General features: G+C 58.6%; 21 protein-coding genes. 11 read left to right on the plus strand and 10 right to left on the minus strand.

What is annotated here, in order from left to right:
- Positions 1-210: 210 nt before the first annotated feature.
- On the minus strand, positions 211-1,146 hold the full coding sequence (locus ACIPIZ_RS06130; protein ID WP_122854213.1) for a DMT family transporter: 936 nt from the start codon (positions 1,144-1,146) through the stop codon (positions 211-213).
- Positions 1,147-1,231: 85 nt separating this feature from the next.
- On the opposite strand from ACIPIZ_RS06130, the gene ACIPIZ_RS06135 reads away from it, so the two are divergent.
- On the plus strand, positions 1,232-1,795 hold the full coding sequence (locus ACIPIZ_RS06135; RefSeq protein ID WP_064389408.1) for a helix-turn-helix domain-containing protein: 564 nt from the start codon (positions 1,232-1,234) through the stop codon (positions 1,793-1,795).
- On the plus strand, positions 1,796-3,202 hold the full coding sequence (locus ACIPIZ_RS06140; RefSeq protein WP_401164554.1) for an FAD/NAD(P)-binding protein: 1,407 nt from the start codon (positions 1,796-1,798) through the stop codon (positions 3,200-3,202).
- Positions 3,203-3,399: 197 nt separating this feature from the next.
- On the opposite strand, the gene ppnN is transcribed toward ACIPIZ_RS06140, so the two are convergent.
- Positions 3,400-4,773: a nucleotide 5'-monophosphate nucleosidase PpnN gene (gene ppnN, locus ACIPIZ_RS06145; protein WP_105704980.1), complete on the minus strand. Its 1,374-nt coding sequence runs from the start codon at positions 4,771-4,773 to the stop codon at positions 3,400-3,402.
- Positions 4,774-4,996: 223 nt separating this feature from the next.
- On the opposite strand from ppnN, the gene ACIPIZ_RS06150 reads away from it, so the two are divergent.
- Positions 4,997-5,524 carry a DUF3087 domain-containing protein gene (locus ACIPIZ_RS06150; RefSeq protein WP_064389411.1) on the plus strand — a complete coding sequence of 176 codons (528 nt, stop codon included), beginning with the start codon at positions 4,997-4,999 and terminating at the stop codon, positions 5,522-5,524.
- Here the strand turns inward: ACIPIZ_RS06150 and ACIPIZ_RS06155 are convergent.
- Positions 5,521-5,901 (minus strand): DUF2784 domain-containing protein, encoded by a 381-nt coding sequence (locus tag ACIPIZ_RS06155; RefSeq protein ID WP_105704982.1) that lies wholly within the window; start codon positions 5,899-5,901, stop codon positions 5,521-5,523. The two genes, ACIPIZ_RS06150 and ACIPIZ_RS06155, sit on opposite strands and share 4 nt — an antisense overlap.
- A 52-nt stretch (positions 5,902-5,953) precedes the next feature.
- The gene (locus ACIPIZ_RS06160) at positions 5,954-6,889 is read right to left on the minus strand and encodes a sensor domain-containing diguanylate cyclase (protein ID WP_122854211.1); all 936 of its coding nucleotides are present in this window, start codon (positions 6,887-6,889) and stop codon (positions 5,954-5,956) included.
- A 197-nt stretch (positions 6,890-7,086) separates the two neighbouring features.
- Here ACIPIZ_RS06160 and ACIPIZ_RS06165 point away from each other — a divergent pair, with 197 nt between their 5' ends.
- The 3 genes from ACIPIZ_RS06165 to ACIPIZ_RS06175 all read left to right on the plus strand — a co-directional run bounded on the left by ACIPIZ_RS06165 (position 7,087) and on the right by ACIPIZ_RS06175 (position 8,306).
- On the plus strand, positions 7,087-7,785 hold the full coding sequence (locus ACIPIZ_RS06165) for an AzlC family ABC transporter permease (RefSeq protein ID WP_064389413.1): 699 nt from the start codon (positions 7,087-7,089) through the stop codon (positions 7,783-7,785).
- Positions 7,782-8,096: an AzlD domain-containing protein gene (locus ACIPIZ_RS06170; RefSeq protein ID WP_064389414.1), complete on the plus strand. Its 315-nt coding sequence runs from the start codon at positions 7,782-7,784 to the stop codon at positions 8,094-8,096. The genes ACIPIZ_RS06165 and ACIPIZ_RS06170 overlap by 4 nt, the downstream gene beginning before the upstream one ends.
- Positions 8,097-8,159: 63 nt before the next feature.
- Positions 8,160-8,306, plus strand: coding sequence for a hypothetical protein (locus ACIPIZ_RS06175; protein ID WP_163024179.1), 147 nt, complete (start codon positions 8,160-8,162; stop codon positions 8,304-8,306).
- A 42-nt stretch (positions 8,307-8,348) separates the two neighbouring features.
- On the opposite strand, the gene ACIPIZ_RS06180 is transcribed toward ACIPIZ_RS06175, so the two are convergent.
- From ACIPIZ_RS06180 to ACIPIZ_RS06195, 4 genes are all read right to left on the minus strand, one after another.
- On the minus strand, positions 8,349-8,624 hold the full coding sequence (locus ACIPIZ_RS06180; protein ID WP_064389415.1) for a hypothetical protein: 276 nt from the start codon (positions 8,622-8,624) through the stop codon (positions 8,349-8,351).
- Positions 8,625-8,956: 332 nt separating this feature from the next.
- The gene (locus tag ACIPIZ_RS06185) at positions 8,957-9,637 is read right to left on the minus strand and encodes an SOS response-associated peptidase (protein ID WP_105704983.1); all 681 of its coding nucleotides are present in this window, start codon (positions 9,635-9,637) and stop codon (positions 8,957-8,959) included.
- 48 nt (positions 9,638-9,685) lie between these two features.
- Positions 9,686-10,528 carry an ABC transporter permease gene (locus ACIPIZ_RS06190; protein WP_401164557.1) on the minus strand — a complete coding sequence of 281 codons (843 nt, stop codon included), beginning with the start codon at positions 10,526-10,528 and terminating at the stop codon, positions 9,686-9,688.
- A gap of 61 nt (positions 10,529-10,589) precedes the next feature.
- Positions 10,590-11,576 carry an aliphatic sulfonate ABC transporter substrate-binding protein gene (locus tag ACIPIZ_RS06195; RefSeq protein ID WP_401164559.1) on the minus strand — a complete coding sequence of 329 codons (987 nt, stop codon included), beginning with the start codon at positions 11,574-11,576 and terminating at the stop codon, positions 10,590-10,592.
- Between the two features lie 295 nt (positions 11,577-11,871).
- Here ACIPIZ_RS06195 and ACIPIZ_RS06200 point away from each other — a divergent pair, with 295 nt between their 5' ends.
- The 3 genes from ACIPIZ_RS06200 to ACIPIZ_RS06210 all read left to right on the plus strand — a co-directional run bounded on the left by ACIPIZ_RS06200 (position 11,872) and on the right by ACIPIZ_RS06210 (position 14,202).
- On the plus strand, positions 11,872-12,819 hold the full coding sequence (locus tag ACIPIZ_RS06200) for an ABC transporter substrate-binding protein (protein ID WP_401164561.1): 948 nt from the start codon (positions 11,872-11,874) through the stop codon (positions 12,817-12,819).
- 131 nt (positions 12,820-12,950) lie between these two features.
- Entirely contained in the window at positions 12,951-13,850 is a 900-nt protein-coding gene (locus ACIPIZ_RS06205) for a polysaccharide deacetylase family protein (protein WP_401164564.1), read from the plus strand.
- 109 nt (positions 13,851-13,959) lie between these two features.
- Positions 13,960-14,202 carry a DUF1652 domain-containing protein gene (locus ACIPIZ_RS06210; protein WP_064389421.1) on the plus strand — a complete coding sequence of 81 codons (243 nt, stop codon included), beginning with the start codon at positions 13,960-13,962 and terminating at the stop codon, positions 14,200-14,202.
- A gap of 4 nt (positions 14,203-14,206) precedes the next feature.
- On the opposite strand, the gene ACIPIZ_RS06215 is transcribed toward ACIPIZ_RS06210, so the two are convergent.
- Entirely contained in the window at positions 14,207-14,569 is a 363-nt protein-coding gene (locus ACIPIZ_RS06215) for an NUDIX hydrolase (RefSeq protein WP_064389422.1), read from the minus strand.
- Between the two features lie 213 nt (positions 14,570-14,782).
- Between ACIPIZ_RS06215 and ACIPIZ_RS06220 the strand changes: the two genes are divergently transcribed.
- Positions 14,783-14,980, plus strand: a complete 198-nt coding sequence (locus tag ACIPIZ_RS06220; RefSeq protein ID WP_064389423.1) for a hypothetical protein — start codon at positions 14,783-14,785, stop codon at positions 14,978-14,980.
- A 67-nt stretch (positions 14,981-15,047) separates the two neighbouring features.
- Here ACIPIZ_RS06220 and ACIPIZ_RS06225 read toward each other — a convergent pair whose 3' ends face one another.
- Entirely contained in the window at positions 15,048-15,287 is a 240-nt protein-coding gene (locus tag ACIPIZ_RS06225; RefSeq protein WP_008085812.1) for a hypothetical protein, read from the minus strand.
- Between the two features lie 187 nt (positions 15,288-15,474).
- Between ACIPIZ_RS06225 and ACIPIZ_RS06230 the strand changes: the two genes are divergently transcribed.
- Positions 15,475-15,810 carry a hypothetical protein gene (locus ACIPIZ_RS06230; RefSeq protein WP_064389424.1) on the plus strand — a complete coding sequence of 112 codons (336 nt, stop codon included), beginning with the start codon at positions 15,475-15,477 and terminating at the stop codon, positions 15,808-15,810.
- The last annotated feature ends 28 nt before the right edge of the window (positions 15,811-15,838 follow it).

A 15,838-nucleotide genomic window follows, 5' to 3' on the forward strand; every position in this document is an offset into this window, starting at 1 on the left:
GTGCCAGCTCCCCGATCACCAAACGCCAGGATGTCTCAGAATCCTACAAAGTAGTCTGAATATTTATGTTTGGCATTGTTTCAGGTAGATCGATGTTGCTTGGATTGGCCTCATCGCGAGCAGGCGAAGGCCTACATTTGGAATGCGTTCCCCTGTAGGAGTGAGCCTGCTCGCGATAGCAATAATTCAGCTTATGAAGGCTTCGAAGCTTTACCCCTGTGCTTCCCGCTCCAGCTCAGCTTCGGCTTCTGCAACCTTACCCTTGGTCTTCAGCTCACTGACAATCACCGCCGCCACAATCAATCCGGCCCCCAGCAGCGCAATTGCCGGCAACCGCTCGCCGGCAATCCGCCCGACGATCCCGGCCCACACCGGCTCACCGGCATAGATCAACGTCGCTCGGGTCGGCGAAACGCTTTTCTGCGCCCAGTTCATTGCCACCTGAATCGCCGCACTCGCAGCGCCCAGGCCCAGCGCCGTCACCAGCAGCGTCCAGGAAAAATCCGGGATTATTTCGCCCGTCGGCACTACCAGCAGGAACGACAACACCGATGTTGTGGCCAGTTGCACCACGGTGACCCGGCGCACATCTACTTGGCCGGCATAGGTACTGATCAGGATGATCTCGGCGGCAATCGCGATGGCGCTGATCAACGTGGCAATTTCACCCGGGCTGAAATTCAGCGACGCCCCCGACGGCCCCGACAGCAGCATCAAACCGGTAAACGCCAGCATGATCCCGATGCTCGGCATCAACCCCGGTCGCCGTCCCAGCACCAGCCATTGCAACAATGGCACGAACGGCACGTACAACGCGGTGATGAACGCCGACTGACTGCTCGGGATCGTTTGCAGTCCGACAGTCTGCAGGCCGTAACCAAGCATGATCGCCACGCCGATGAACGCGCCGGCCTTGAGTTCAAACAGGGTCAGTTCGCGCAAATGCCGCCATGAGAACAGCGCAACGATACAAGCCGCCGCCGCAAAACGCAGACCGACAAAAAACATCGGCCCGCTGACCGTCATCGCATGCTGAACCAGCAAAAAGGTGCCGCCCCAGATCATGGTGATCAGTACCAGCACGCACTCGGCTTTGCTGAAACGAGAGAAACGAAAGGGAGTGGGGGAGCTGTTCTGCGACGTCATGACCTTGCGCACTATAAAAAGGAGGCCGCACAATGCGGCCAACGTTGCGCAGTATACTGCCCAACCTCACCGAGTGAGCAATATAGTGCACAAAGATTCGACTCAAAGAACCTCCGTTCTCCAGCACGTCAGTCAGAACGTCCGACGCCTGCGCCACGCCGCGGACATGAGCCAGACCGCGCTGGCGGAAAAATCCGGCGTCAGCCGACGCATGCTGGTGGCGATCGAGGCGGGTGAGAAGAATGTCAGCCTGACCACCCTTGACCGCGTCGCCGAAGCGCTGGATGTGGCGTTCAGCGATCTGATCCAGGCGCCGGACGCCCGTGACCCGAGCCGGATCAATGAAGTGGCCTGGGCGGGAACGATTCCAGGCAGCAAAGCGGTGCTGCTATCGAAAGCCACGGCCACCCGCGAAGTCGAACAATGGGAGTGGTGCCTGCAACCGGGCGAGGTTTATCCCTCGCAAGCGGATGCGGAAGGCTGGAGCGAGCAGATTTTCGTCTTCGAAGGTTGCCTGACGCTCATGCTCGGCAATCAACCGCAACAAATCGGCACAGGGGAGTTCTTCATGTTTGCCAGCAACCAGCCGCACTCCTACCGCAACGATGGCGATGTTGCGGCGCGGTTCGTGCGTAATGTGGTGATTTGAATGGCTTGCGACGCGGACATCCTGATCATCGGTGGTGGGCTCAGCGGCACGATGCTGGCGGTGCAATTGCTGCGTCAGCCCGGGCGGCGAACAATCCTGATCATCGAGCCGCGTACCGAACTCGGTCGAGGCGAGGCGTACAGCGCGGTCGAGCTGGGGCATACGCTGAATGGCAATGCGGCGCGGATGAGCGTCGATCCGGATAACCCCGATGACCTCACGCAATGGCTGACTGCACATATTGCGGCTGGCGGCTGGCCAGAGTCTGCCGAACAGAATGTGCCGATCAGCGAGCTGTTTCCACCGCGCGGACTGTTTGGCGTGTATGTGCAGCAGCGCCTGGCGGAAGCCCGACAGGTGGGGGCGCAGCAGGGTTCCACCGTCGAGCACCTTTGCGCCGAAGTGCTGGACCTGCGAACCGATGCCGATACGGTGTTGCTCGGCTTGAGCGATGGCCAATCGTTGCGAGGTGCCTGTGCGGTACTCGCCACCGGCATGTTTGCCGCCGCGCGCACTGCGCAGAAACACTCCAGTGGCCTCAACGCCGCCGCGCTGGACCCGTGGAACGTCGCGGCCATGCGCCAACTCGATCCGCAGGCGAGCGTGCTGATCATCGGTTCCGGCCTGACCATGGTTGACGCCGTGGTATCGCTGGAGCAGGCCGGGCATCGCGGGCCGATTGAGGTGTTTTCCCGGCATGGTTTGTTGCCCCATGTGCGTCGCCAGCCGCCGGCGTGGCCGGACTTTCTCGGCGACGATCAGAGCATTCGTACACCACGGCAGTTGTTGCGCGAGTTGCGCCGACACTGTCGCGACGCCATCGCTCAAGGCATCGACTGGCAGGCGCCGCTGGACACGGTGCGGGTGCATATCGCCCGCCTGTGGGGTCAGGCGACTGACGTGCAGCGGCGACAATTCGTACGCCATGTGCGGCCGTGGTGGGAAAGCCATCATCATCGCTCGCCACCGTTGAGCGCGGCGTTGGTCGAGCGCTTGCACGGCGAAGGGCGTCTGCGCATTCAGGCGGCTTCATTCAAAGGGCTTGAGCCGAATTCGAAAGATGGCATCAGCATTCGCATTCGACGTCGCGGTGAGTCTGAAACCTGCGTGGTGCAGGGGGCGGCGCTGATCAATTCCAGTGGCATTGAATACGACTGGCGCCGAGTGGCGCGGCCGTTGCCGCAGCAATTGCTGGCGCGCGGCTTGATACAGCCGGGGCCGTTGGCGTTGGGGATTGCGGCGGCGGTGGATGGCGCCGTGCTGGATGCCGACGGGCGTGCGTCCAGCCGGGTGTTTGCGATGGGGCCGCCACTGCGGGGAATGTGGTGGGAGAGTACGGCGGTGACGGATGTGGCGTTGCAGGCCAAGGCGTTGGCGATGCGGTTGGCGGGCAGGTCAGAAATTTGAGGTGTGCTTGGCGGCCTCTTCGCGAGCAGGCTCGCTGCCACATTTGCTTGGGCGAACGTTGACGTTGTGTCGACATTCAGACCCTGTTGGAGCGAGCCTGCTCGCGAAAGCGGTGGGGCAGTCGAGATCAACAGCGACTGATAAACCGCTATCGCGAGCAGGCTCACTCCTACAGTGTCAGGTGGTGAGCCAAAGAGTTACGCCACCACCCGATAGCAAGGCACATACGCCGCACCGCCCGGCAGTTTCATCCGGTGCTGGGCGACGAAGGCTTTGAGCAGCGCGTCGAGCGGTTGCATGATCGCCGCATCACCACGGATCTGATATGGCCCGTGTTCTTCGATCAGGCGAATACCCTTGTCCTTGACGTTGCCGGCGACTATCCCGGAGAACGCCCGACGCAGATTCGCCGCCAGTTCGTGCGGTGGCTGGTCGCGGTGCAATTTCAGGTTGGCCATGTTTTCGTGAGTCGGATCGAACGGACGCTGGAAGCCTTCGTCGATTTTCAACAGCCAGTTGAAGTGGAACGCGTCGTTGCGCTCGCGGCGGAACTGCTTCACTGCTTTGAGCCCTTGAGTCATCTGCCGCGCGACTTCGGCCGGGTCGTCGATGATGATTTCGTAGTGCTGCTTGGCCGCCTCGCCAAGGGTCGCAGTGACGAACGCGTCGAGCTGTTCCAGATACGGCGCGGCATGTTTCGGCCCGGTGAGGATCACCGGGAACGGCAGGCCGGCGTTGTCCGGGTGCATCAGGATGCCGAGCAGATAAAGGAACTCTTCCGCCGTACCGGCACCGCCCGGAAAGATGATGATGCCGTGGCCGACACGCACGAACGCTTCCAGACGTTTTTCGATGTCCGGCAGAATCACCAGCTCATTGACGATCGGGTTCGGCGCTTCAGCCGCAATAATGCCCGGCTCGGTCAAACCGAGATAACGACCGCCATGAATACGCTGCTTGGCGTGGGCGATGGTTGCGCCTTTCATCGGGCCTTTCATCACGCCGGGGCCGCAACCGGTGCAGATGTCGAGGCTGCGCAGGCCCAGTTCGTGGCCGACTTTCTTGGTGTATTTGTATTCTTCGGTGTTGATCGAGTGGCCGCCCCAGCACACGACGATTTTTGGCTCGACGCCCGGGCGCAAGGTGCGCGCGTTGCGCAGCAGGTGGAAAACGTAGTCGCTGATGCCTTGCGAGGTGGTCAGGTCGATGCGTTGGCTGTCGAGTTCGTTTTCGGTGTAGACGATGTCGCGCAGGGCGCTGAAGAGCATTTCACGGGTGCTGGCGATCATTTCGCCGTCGACGAACGCGTCGGCCGGAGCGTTCAACAGCTCCAGGCGTACGCCGCGATCCTGTTGGTGAATGCGGATTTCGAAGTCCTTGTAGGCTTCGAGGATGGTCTTGGCGTTATCGACATGGGCGCCGGTGTTGAGGATGGCCAGGGCGCACTGGCGGAAGAGGGTGTAGGTGCTGCCGGATCCGGCTTCGCTCAGTTGTTGGACTTCACGTTGAGAAAGGGTTTCCAGGCTGCCTTTCGGGCTGACCGAGGCATTGATTACGTGTCGTTGGGTCATGCAATGATCCTTAAAACGATGTCATCTCAAGACTAGGCGATGGCATCCGAATGATGTGTATCCATGAATGAAGATGGCACGATCTGCGCTGTACCGCCATGTCCCCGTTGGACGCTGAAAAGATGAAAAGGAGCCCCAGCATAGCTAAATCCCTCGCAGAGGCGATAATGCGCCGGCGAGTTTTTTCCGTTGCCCCTTTTGTCGCTCAAGGAAGTCATAAGTGATGTTCGAGATTCAGCCGATGGACGCCGCCACCTTTCGCCAGCAGACCCGGCGCAGCACGATCATCATCGCCGTGCTGTTCCTGGTGCTGGCGATGTTGTTTTCCAGCGTCGCAGTGGCGCTGTTCGGCGAGCCTGGCGGCGATAACCTGCGGTTCAACGTCGGTGGGGTATTTGTCGCGTTCCTGCTGACGGCGGCATTGCTGCGCGGGCGTTTCTGGCATCAGACCTGGATGGCCCCGGCGGTGTACAGCTGGCGGCTCAAACGCAACCTGATGAGCATCACCAATGTGATGCATCAGGTGACGGCAGCCGTGGAGAAGAACGATCCAACAGCGATGAAGGTGCTGCGCTTCTATCATCTGGGCCTGACGCAAATGCATGAACTGGACGGTAACTCCAGCGATCATGGGCAACTGTGGCGAGAAGTCGAAGCGCATAAAGAACGGATGCAGGCGCTGGGTCTCGACACTGAGCAGGCACGACTCGACCCCGCCTGGCTGGACGCGTTGAAGCAGGCGCCGCGCTAGAGCATCTGCTTGCCGCGCAATTTCGATGAACGGATCATGCGCCCGTAGACCAGCAGATTGACCGCCAGCACCACGCTGCCCAGTGCCAGTTGAATCTGCGGGGTCAGCCCGGCCGGATAGATGATCGGCCAGATGTAGTGCTCGATGAAGCCGCCGGCGTATTCGGTCTGCCCGGCGGCGTGGCGCATCAGGTTTTCCCAGTAGGTCAGCGGACAGGTCAGGTGCAACACCTCGACCGCCACGCCCCAGGCCGCAGCTGGCAAATGCAGCCACATGATTCTCGGCCATTTCAGTACCAGCAACCCGCCGAACAGTACGAACAAAATAAAGCACAAATGAAACAGCACCAGCCCGTCGGCTGCGATTCGGTACAGCATGTGGTCTCCCTGACGCGAGTGTGAATGGCGCTATGTTACGCCCGTCAGCGGACTAAACGTCAGTGCGAAAATCAGCGAATTCGGCGCGCATGCGCCCGTTGTGTTTGGCTTTGTAGAGCAGCTTGTCGACCTGTTCGACGAAATCCAGGGGATCGCCGCCGGCAGCGGCTTTCGTCGTGCCGACGCCCAGGCTCAGACTGACCTGCGACGACACCTTCGACTGCGCGTGCGCAATCTGCTGCTGACGGATCAAGTGCAGACATTTTCGCGCCACCAGACGCGCCGACTCGGCATCGGTTTCCGGCAGCAGCCAGACAAATTCTTCGCCACCGATCCGCGCAATGAAATCCCGTGGCCGGTTGGCCGCCAACGACAGCGTCCTGGCCACCTGGCGCAAGCATTCGTCACCTTTGATGTGGCCGTAATGGTCGTTGTATTGCTTGAAGTAGTCGATGTCGAGCACCAGCAGTGACAGCGGCAGGCCACTGCGTTGTGCGCTGGTCCACTCGCGTTCAAGGACCGTGTCGAACATGCGCCGGTTGGCGATGCCGGTGAGCCCGTCCTGGAACGAATACTCTTCGAGTTGCTTCTGCAAACGGATCAGATGCTCTTCGGTTTTCTTGCGTTCGCTGATATCGAACATGAAGCCGACCAGCGCTTCGACTTCGCCGTCCTTGCGCACCACGTGCACCACATCGCGGATCCACACGTAGTCGCCGCTGCTGGTGAGGGCACGATAATCGGCTTCGTGATCGACGCCGGCACGCGATTGCGAGACGCAGAATTCGACGACGTAATCGCGGTCATCCGGGTGCATGCGCTCGACCCAGTCATTGACTCCGCCCCAGCTGTCCTGCTGCCAGCCGAGCAAGGTTTCGATCTGTGGGCCGATATAGCTGAAGGTCATGCTTTTCCAGTCGATCCGCCATGGAATGGCTTTGGTCGATTCCAGCAGGGTTTTGTACACGTCATTGTCGATGGCGGTCATGGCAGGCAGGGTCTCAACGGGAATGTCTCGAGGAGGAAGATGCTGCGCCAGCATGTTGCTGGCACCTTGGCGTTGCAAGCGGCTGGCCGATGAACGGTTGCATCAGGCCGATTTCCCACAAGTGCGCAAGATTGTTCAAGCCAAAAAACCGCGTTTACTGGCAAAGTCTCTGGCCGTTTCCCTGATTGAAGAGCGTTATGTCAGATTCACTTTTGCCCCGCAGCGCGTTCCTGCGCGGCGCTGCAGCGATCATGCCGTTGTCTCTGGCGACTGCGCCGTGGGGGCTGCTTGCCGGCTCCATGGCGATTGAAGCCAATCTTACGCCGCTGCAAGGGCAGGGCTTGTCGAGCATCGTATTTGCCGGCGCTGCGCAACTGGTCGCGATTGGCATGCTCAAGGGCGGGGCGGGAATTTTCTCGATTCTGCTGACCACAGTGCTACTGACGTCACAGCATTTGTTGTACGGGATGAGCATGCGTTCGGTGATTTCGCCGCTGCCGGGGCGCTGGCGAATCGGCTTGGGCTTTTTGCTCACCGACGAGTTGTTCGCTTTGACCAGCCAGCACGACCGCCAGCAGTTCAATCGCTGGTATGCATTGGGCGTCGGCCTGACGTTCTACATCGCCTGGAACCTCTTCACGCTGGCTGGCATCATTCTCGGCAGCAGCATTCCGGGGCTTGAGCATCTGGGCCTGGACTTCTCGATTGCGGCGACCTTCATTGCCCTGATCACCCCGGTAGTGCGCAATGTGCCGACCGTGGTGTGCGTGGCGGTGTCGCTGTTCTGCTCGGTGCTGTTCAGTTATTGGCAATGGGGTTCGGCGCTGGTGTTGTCGGGGCTGGCGGGTATGACCGCCGGATTTGTCTGCAACAAGCTGTATCGGGGGCGCACATGATGGTCTGGGCAGTGATTTTCGGTATGGGGATTCTGGTGTTCCTCAACCGCTACGTGTTTCTCGAACCGCGCTTGCCGGTGCGTTTGAGCAGCAATGCCCGGCAGTTTCTCGGGTTCGCAGTGCCAGGCATGTTGACCGCGATCTGCGGCCCGATTGTATTCATGCCCGACAAACAGCTGAATCTGCAGTGGGACAACCCCTATCTGCTTAGTTCGCTGGTAGCGATCGGGCTGGTGATATACACGCGCAGCACTTTGCTCAGCATGCTATTGAGCATGGCGTTCTTCTTTGTGCTGCGCTGGTGGCTCTAAGTTGTCGAATTAAAACTGTTCTACGCTGTAAGGATGACAGGTTACTTGTGACGGGAGGCGGGCATGGCGACTGAGCAAAAACATCCGGAGCCGGATGACGACGACACAGACGAGCCGACGCAAGAGGAAATAGAACGCGAGAAACACAAAGAGCAGACCTGGAAGCACGATGATGGCAGAGAGCTATCCGATCCTGATCGCAAGTTCTGACCGACTGATATGTAAAAGCCCCGCATGAGCGGGGCTTTTTGTCTATCGAAGATCGTCCATCTGCGGGAATTCGGGGTGTGATGCCCGATATCCCAAAGTTCGATCGATCCACGCATTGAGCTCGTTGACCATCACCGGTGGGTGGCCGGGATACCCCTCGAGGGTGGTGCGCAGGATACGTTCGATGTCGGGAACGGAACGCAGGTTTCGGGTCTTGATGTAGTGGCCGATAAAACAGTCGAGTTCAAAGCGTTCTGTCATCGACAGAAAAATACACTCCAGGCCGCTGACCTGTTTGATTGCAAAATCGTCGCGCAACTTATTTCTCTGCAAGGGCTTGTAAAGTTATAGGGAATTCCTGATTTGTTGACTCTTTGGTCAACTGGTATACCAATCGGAAAGGCGGCGCGCATGCTAGCTGTAGTGCATCTAAATGTATGTATGACGATTGAAATGTCAGACCAGTGGTTAATTCATTCGAACGACTGTTTTAAGTGCTTTGATTCAAAAATGAAACACCATTTGTAAAGCCCATGCGTCATCTGCAGGAGCTGCCGAAGGCTGCTATCTAATACTGTGCTTAACAACAGCAAAAGATTGCAGCCTGCGGTAGCGCCTACAGGGGATAGACGCGAGGGGCGCAAAGATATTCAGGGTTGTTCGAGAATCAGGCTCGCGCCTTGATTGCGGGTGTTACCCACGGCTTTGCCGACTTTGTGCCATTCGAAGTTTTCGCTGCTTTCGCCTTCGAACAACAGCATCTGTTCGGCGCGCTCGACAGGCGTGGCAGGGTCGAGCCATTCGTGCACCAATTCTGCGCAGAACACCACCGGGCGACGATCATGGATATCGAGCAGACCGCCGGCGCTGTCAGCTGTGATGATCACGAATCCATCGTCATCGCGAGCATCGGCGTCCGGTGTCGGACACTGACCGATGGCCGCGCAGAAAACTGCTCCACGATCGGCCCGACGGATCAGCCAGGGCTGTCGGGTTTTGTCCTCGGCATCGACCCACTCGAACCAGTTGTCGACAGGCACGATCAGGCGCTGACGCCAGATCGCCCGGAAAAATGGGCCATGGGCAACCTTCTCCACGCGCGCATTGATCGGTGCCGCGCGATCCTTGGCCCAGTGCGGGCGCCAGCCCCAGCGCAAATCGTCGGCATACACGCGTTGTTCATGTTGATGGAGAACCGCCAGCGCAGTGGTCGGCGCCGCGTTGTAGCGGTTCAGCGGTGCATCGCCGACGTGGTTGATCAGCGCATCGGGAATGCTCAACACGGCGACAAAGTCGTGAATGCCACGGTATTGCGAAAGTCTTCCGCACATGCGCTGAACCTCCGGCAGGACATTTTCAGCTTAGTTGCCTTTGAGCATTCAATCCTTGCCGTCCTGCCCGGTGAACGTATCGCGCCACGCCAGCCAGCGTTTTTCCAGCGCCGCGAGCAAGCCGTCGCTGAGTTTGCCCAGCAGGGCGAGGACGATGATCGCGGCCAGGACAATGTCCGGGCGTGAGGTTTCGCGACCGTCACTGAGCAAATAGCCGAGGCCTTTGGTTGCGGCGATCAGTTCGGCGGCGACCAGAAACATCCACGCCAGGCTCATGCCGCTGCGCAAACCGGTGAACAGGCCGGGCAGTGCGGCCGGCAGGAGAATCCGCCGCACCAGTTGCCAGCGACTGAAGCCGTAGATGCGGCCGACCTCCACCAGTTTGCGATCGATATTGCGGATCGCCGCGACAACGTTGACGTACACCGGAAAGAACGCGCCGATGGCGATCAAAACGATTTTCGAAGTCTCGTCGATGCCCAGCCACAGCAGCAACAGCGGCACCCAGGCCAGGCTCGGGATCGAGCGTAGCGCGGCAAAAGTCGGTTCCAGAAACGCCTCGGCCTCACGGCTCAAACCGACCCATGCGGCAAACACCAGTGCCAGGCTGGCGCCGATGGCGAACCCGAGCAAGACGCGAACCAGACTGGCGCCGATGTGTTTCCACAGGGCTCCTTCGGCGAGATCGGTCAGTGTCACGGCAATCTCGCTGGGCGCTGGCATCTGGTAGGACGGCAGCCAGCCAATGCGTACGATAAATTCCAGCACGACGACGATCAGCAGGGGCAGGGCGAGGCCTTTCAGGCGGCGCTGCCACATTGGTTTGAAAACGGCAGAAGGCCGGCGCGACAAGGCGAGCGGCGCGGGCAGGTCTTTGCTGTGACTGGTCATGATGCAGGCTCCGCTCACGACAAATCCGCGACGAGCGCGGATTTGTCGTGAGTCTGGTCAGTTACTGGCGGGCGATGGCTTGCTGCACACCGCGGTCGAGCAACTGATCGATGACTTGATCGACGTTGACACCACGGCGCACCAGTTCTTCGGAAACCAGAACAGGCGCTGCAGCTTTAGAGGCGCTGACGTCGTTGTTCGTCAATTGCGAGCTGCTCAGGTCGGTGCGCGACAATTGCAGCTTGGCTACATCCAGCGGCAGGCCGGATTCCTTGGCGAGCAGTTCGGCGAACTCTTCAGGATTTTTCAGCGACCATTCACGTGCCTGTTCGTAAGCCTTGATCACGGTGTCGATGGTTTGTGGATGTTCCTTGGCGTATTGCTCGGTCACACTGACCACCCCGTAACTGTTGAACGCCGGGTTGCGATACAGCAATCGCGAACCGGCCTGCACCTGGCTGGCGGCCATGTGCGGATCGAGCCCGGCCCAGGCGTCGACGTCACCCTTTTCCAGCGCGGTGCGACCATCCGGATGTTGCAGATGGACCAGCTCCACGTCGTCCTTTTTCAACCCGGCCTGTTGCAGGCTGCGCAAGGTGAACAGGTACGGGTCGGTGCCTTTGGTGGCGGCGATTTTCTTGCCTTTCAGATCGGCAACCGTTTGCAGCGGCGAATCTTTAGGCACCACCAATGCGGTCCATTCGGCACGGCTGTAAACATAAACGGACTTGATCGGACTGCCGTTGGCGCGGCTGAGCACCGCGGCGAGGCTGGCGCTGGAAGCAAAATCGACGCCGCCGCTGTTGAGGTATTCCAGCGATCGGTTGCTGCCTTGGCTCAACACCCAACTGACTTTGGTTTGCGGCAGGGCTTTTTCAAGGAAGCCAAAGTGCTTGAGCACCAGGCTCACCGGCGAGTAATAGGCGTAGTCCAGATGCACTTCTGCTGGCGCGGTTTCAGCCGCGTGGGCCAGCGGTTGCAGACTCAGGGCCATTGCGCCAGCGGCCAACAGGGTCTTGAAGTGGGTTAACGGAAAGAACAAGGTCATGGGGGCGCTCCGGCAAAGGCACAGGTTTCTTATGTCCGAAAAGATATTTTTGTCGAATGCTTCCTGCATGAATGGAATATTGCAGGCTCTGTGCCATGTGGGCCAAAGCACCGGTTTGTCGGGCTTTAAAGGAATTGAAGGCGATTTTTGCTGTTGCGTGATGAACAATGTGGCGAGGCACTGTTGCGGGGTGAACAGTGCGCGTCGGCGGTTTTGAGCTTATGCATTATTCGAATTTCAAATTCGGAAATTAACAGCGTTATGGTCTATGCAAACCCTTTTTGCAGGACTCGCCATGAAGCTCTCCCGTTTTGTTCGCAAGGCGCTCGCCGCCGCGCTGTTTATATCGCCGCTTTCCTACGCCGCCGAACCTGTGGTCCTGCATATAGGCGATCAGAATTACTACAACATCCGTGCTTCAATAGAAGCCTCGGGTGTATTGAAGGACGCGCCTTACGCGGTCGACTGGAAACATTTTCAGGCCGCAGCACCGTTGGCCGAAGCGCTGCAAACCGGTTCGCTGGATTTGGGCTTCCTTGGCGATTCCGGGTTTCTGTTTCTCGCCGCAAAACAGGCGTCGGTGAAACTCATCGGCGTGTCGCGGCAGAATCCGGACACGATTGCGCTGCTGGTGCCCAAGGATTCTCCGGTAAAAACCATCGCTGATTTGAAGGGCAAGAAAGTCGCCTACTGGCCGGGTGCCTGGAGCCAGCAATTGACCTTGCGCGCGCTGGAGCAGGGCGGTCTGCCGGAAAATTACGTCGACTTCGTCAAGCTGATGCCGATTGATGCAGCCGCCGCTCTGCCACAGGGCAGCATCGACGCGTTTCCGGTATGGGAACCGTACATTTCTCAGCAAATTGTATTCTCAGGGGCGCGACCGATTCTGACCGCGAAAAACCTGATGCCGGGGCTCAGCGCGATTGCCGCCTCGACGCCGTCCATCGACAGCAAGCGCGAAGCCATCGCCGATTTTCTCGGGCGTTTGAAGCAGGCGCGGGCCTGGGTCGACAGTCACACCGATGAGTACGCTGACCTGTGGGCGAAGAAGGCCAATCTTGATCAGCAGGTGTCGCGGCACTGGTTGCGTCAGGCGCACATGAACATCGGGCCGGTGGATCAGCAGGCCGCCGCGGATCTGCAAAGCACCGCCGATTTCCTGTTTAAAGTGAAGGCATTGCCCGCAGCGTTGAGCACCGCCGGGATCATCGACACTTCATTCCAGCAAGCCTTGGCGAACTGAGCGAGCACTGGAACCAAACACTGTGTACCTTATCCAACCTCGGCTCGCGGATCGGAGCGCAGGGACAAATAAAGGCGAGGGAGTTTTGCCTATCGACAACATGACCGGCGTGCTCGGGCTCAAGGCAAAACATGACATCCGTAATCAAACTCATCGGTGCAGTGGCCATCGCTTTCGGGCTGGCCGGCTGCATCGCCGCGCCGATCGAAATGACGGCGCAAACCGAAACTCGCCTCAAGGCTCAGGCGCCAGTGCGCTTTCTGCTGACCTTCGATGACGGCCCCAGCGCCTCCAGTTTCTGGAATCCGTCGGCAACAGTCCTCGACAGCCTAAAAGACAATCCGGTGCAGCCCGGCATCAAAGCGGTTTTTTTCGTCCAGACCCGCGCACCTCGGGCCGGCAATAGCGAGATAGGTCGCGGCATCATGCGGCGCGAGTTTGCCGAGGGACACATCCTCGCGTTCCACACCGCCACCCGCTGGCACACCAACCATCGCTCGCTTGATCCTCAGGAACTCGAAGAGTCGCTGACCAACGGCACCGCTGATATCGCGAGCATTACGGGCGCGCCACCGACACTGTTACGTCCGCCATTCTGGAACTACGACAAGCGCACCTTCGCCGCCTATCAACAGCACGGCTTGCAAGTTTTGCTGACGGACTTGAGCGCCAATGACGGAAAAATCTGGGGCTTCAATGCCAGCCCTCGACGTCGGGCCAATATGCTGCGGCAATTATCGGAGGTTCGTGAGCGCATCGCTTTGGGGGAATTTCCCAGTGTGGATGGGGTGACTCCGGTGGTGGTGACCTTCCACGACCTCAATCGCTACACCGCACGACATACGCGCGAATACCTGCAGATCCTGCTCGACAGTGCAGCTGCCACGGGTGTGAAACTGGCGGACAAGCCGTTTTATGATGATCACGCCGCGTTGCAAAAGGCCGCGTTGGCGCGCTCCGTTGAAAAAAGCTCGGAACCGGTGAATTTACCGGGTATCTGGAACTGGATCTGGGATGGCGACGCTCATTGAGCGGTCGCAGTAGAAATGTGATCGGGTTGGCATATTTGTATCGGGCAAGACACAAACTGCTCATCTATGCTCTACCGATCAAATCGATTCGCCTGTGAGGCGTTCGCCCATGCTTGCCATTACCGACATTTGCCGCATCGTCGAGTCCGGCTTCCCTGCGCTTAAATGTGACTGCACCCCCTCGGCGCAGGGACTTCTGCAAATCAAGGTGTATGAGCCAGAAAGCGGGCGAGTGGATCTGCTCCTCAACGGTGTTTCCCCGGAACATCTCGTCACGATCCGTGACATCTCCAACTTCATTGGTGAGCTACGTACGGAGATGAGTGCCGGGCGCCGGGCATTCGCCGGTTGAGATTTTATAAACGCCGTTGAAATGCCTTCACAATGCGCAGCGTTGCCGCACTGGTGCTCAGATTTTGTACTGAATCGAGTGGATGCCAGATGCAATCGATGATCTCGTTTTGCGGCCTGACCTCATCGATATTCAGCACTGAGGCTTCGTAGACGTGGTGCCGTGTGGTGCCGCTCTGCAACTCCATCAAGTACAACACCTCTTCGGCGTTCAGCCCGGTCTCTTCCTGCAACTCGCGCACAGCAGCGTCCGCCCGGGTTTCGCCTGGCTCGACCTTGCCGCCGGGCAATGTCCATTGGCTGCGGGGTTTGCGTACCAGGAGGATGTGGCGATCCTGTTCGCAAATAACGGTGGCGCGTACTTTCATTTGTTACCTATGTGCTGCTTGTCATAAAACTGAAATGAAACTGCAATATTCGAGCCGGGCTCGCAATCAGAGGTTCCGTAAGAATTTGAGCGTTTGCCTGAGTGAAAAGTGCCGGTCTGGCGGATGTCGCGACGCTCGGTTGGCACCTCGTTCAACACCGGGTGTAAGGTAAAGCGTGAGGCTGTACCCACCGCTAGCGAAAAGGAGGTACCCATGAGCATTCCTGTGATGAACAAAATGCACATGAACGGCTACGACGTACTCAGCGTAAACAATGGCCCGTGGCGGGTTTGTACCCAAGGCGATCGACTGGCTTCGTTTGGCAGCAGGGAGGAAGCACTGGCTTATGCTGCGTCACTTCCCGGCTACAAAAAACGCTCCGTACGCGGACAAAGTCACACAGCCACATGATGAGTGGTAATAAGTGAGCCCCGGCATTTGTCGGGGCTTTTGTTTGCGGGAAAAGGGCGGGCAGATTTCAGTGGACTTTGGTTCGGCTGATAGCGCGTGCCTTCACTTCCTTGGCATACAGCTGCAGGCGTTCCTCATCGCTTTGCAGAACCTCGCAGGATCTCAGTACCGTTTGCGCGTCGGCTTCGTTGCCGGATTTGCGCAGTTGTTCGGCGATGCGTTTGAGGTCGACCGCCGACCATCTCAAATCCGATGCAACACTTTGCAGGTCGCGTTGAAGTTCGTGTTCGTATTCATTGAGCCGCATGATCACCTCCAGAACATTCTCGGTAGAAAAGAGTAGTCGCATTTTTCGTCGCCGGGGCAGGGCGCGTCCGTCATCAGGCTCAACGGATGTAAAAAATTGTCCAAACCCCACCAGGGGCTGATTGCTACGATGGATGTCCACCCAGTTACGCGTTACATTCGCTTTTTTTCAGAATAGGGCAATACAGATGCGGATATGGATCGGGGGGCTGACGTTGGCCATGTTGGCAGGTTGCTCGTTGCCGGCGTCGTTGGTGCCGGGTGAGCCGAATGTCAGCAAGACCAGTGACAAGACACCTAAAGACTATGCCGCGTGTGTATTACCGTTGTGGCAGCAGGACGTCGCCAAGACGACGCAGACGTCCATTTCCAACGGCTATCGCATTACCGCGCCAAGCATCATCACTGCCGATGAAATTCTCGACATCGTCAAATACAAGGACGGCAGCCGGGTTTCGTTGTATCAGGGACCGCCATGGGCCAAGTCCGGGTCGCTGCGCAAATCGGTGCGTGATTGCCTGTAACCACTCTGGCGTTAAAAAAGCAGAAACC

Origin of the sequence: Pseudomonas sp. NPDC087690 (assembly GCF_044743175.1) — a bacterium.
In the GTDB taxonomy this organism is placed as follows: Bacteria; Pseudomonadota; Gammaproteobacteria; order Pseudomonadales; family Pseudomonadaceae; genus Aquipseudomonas.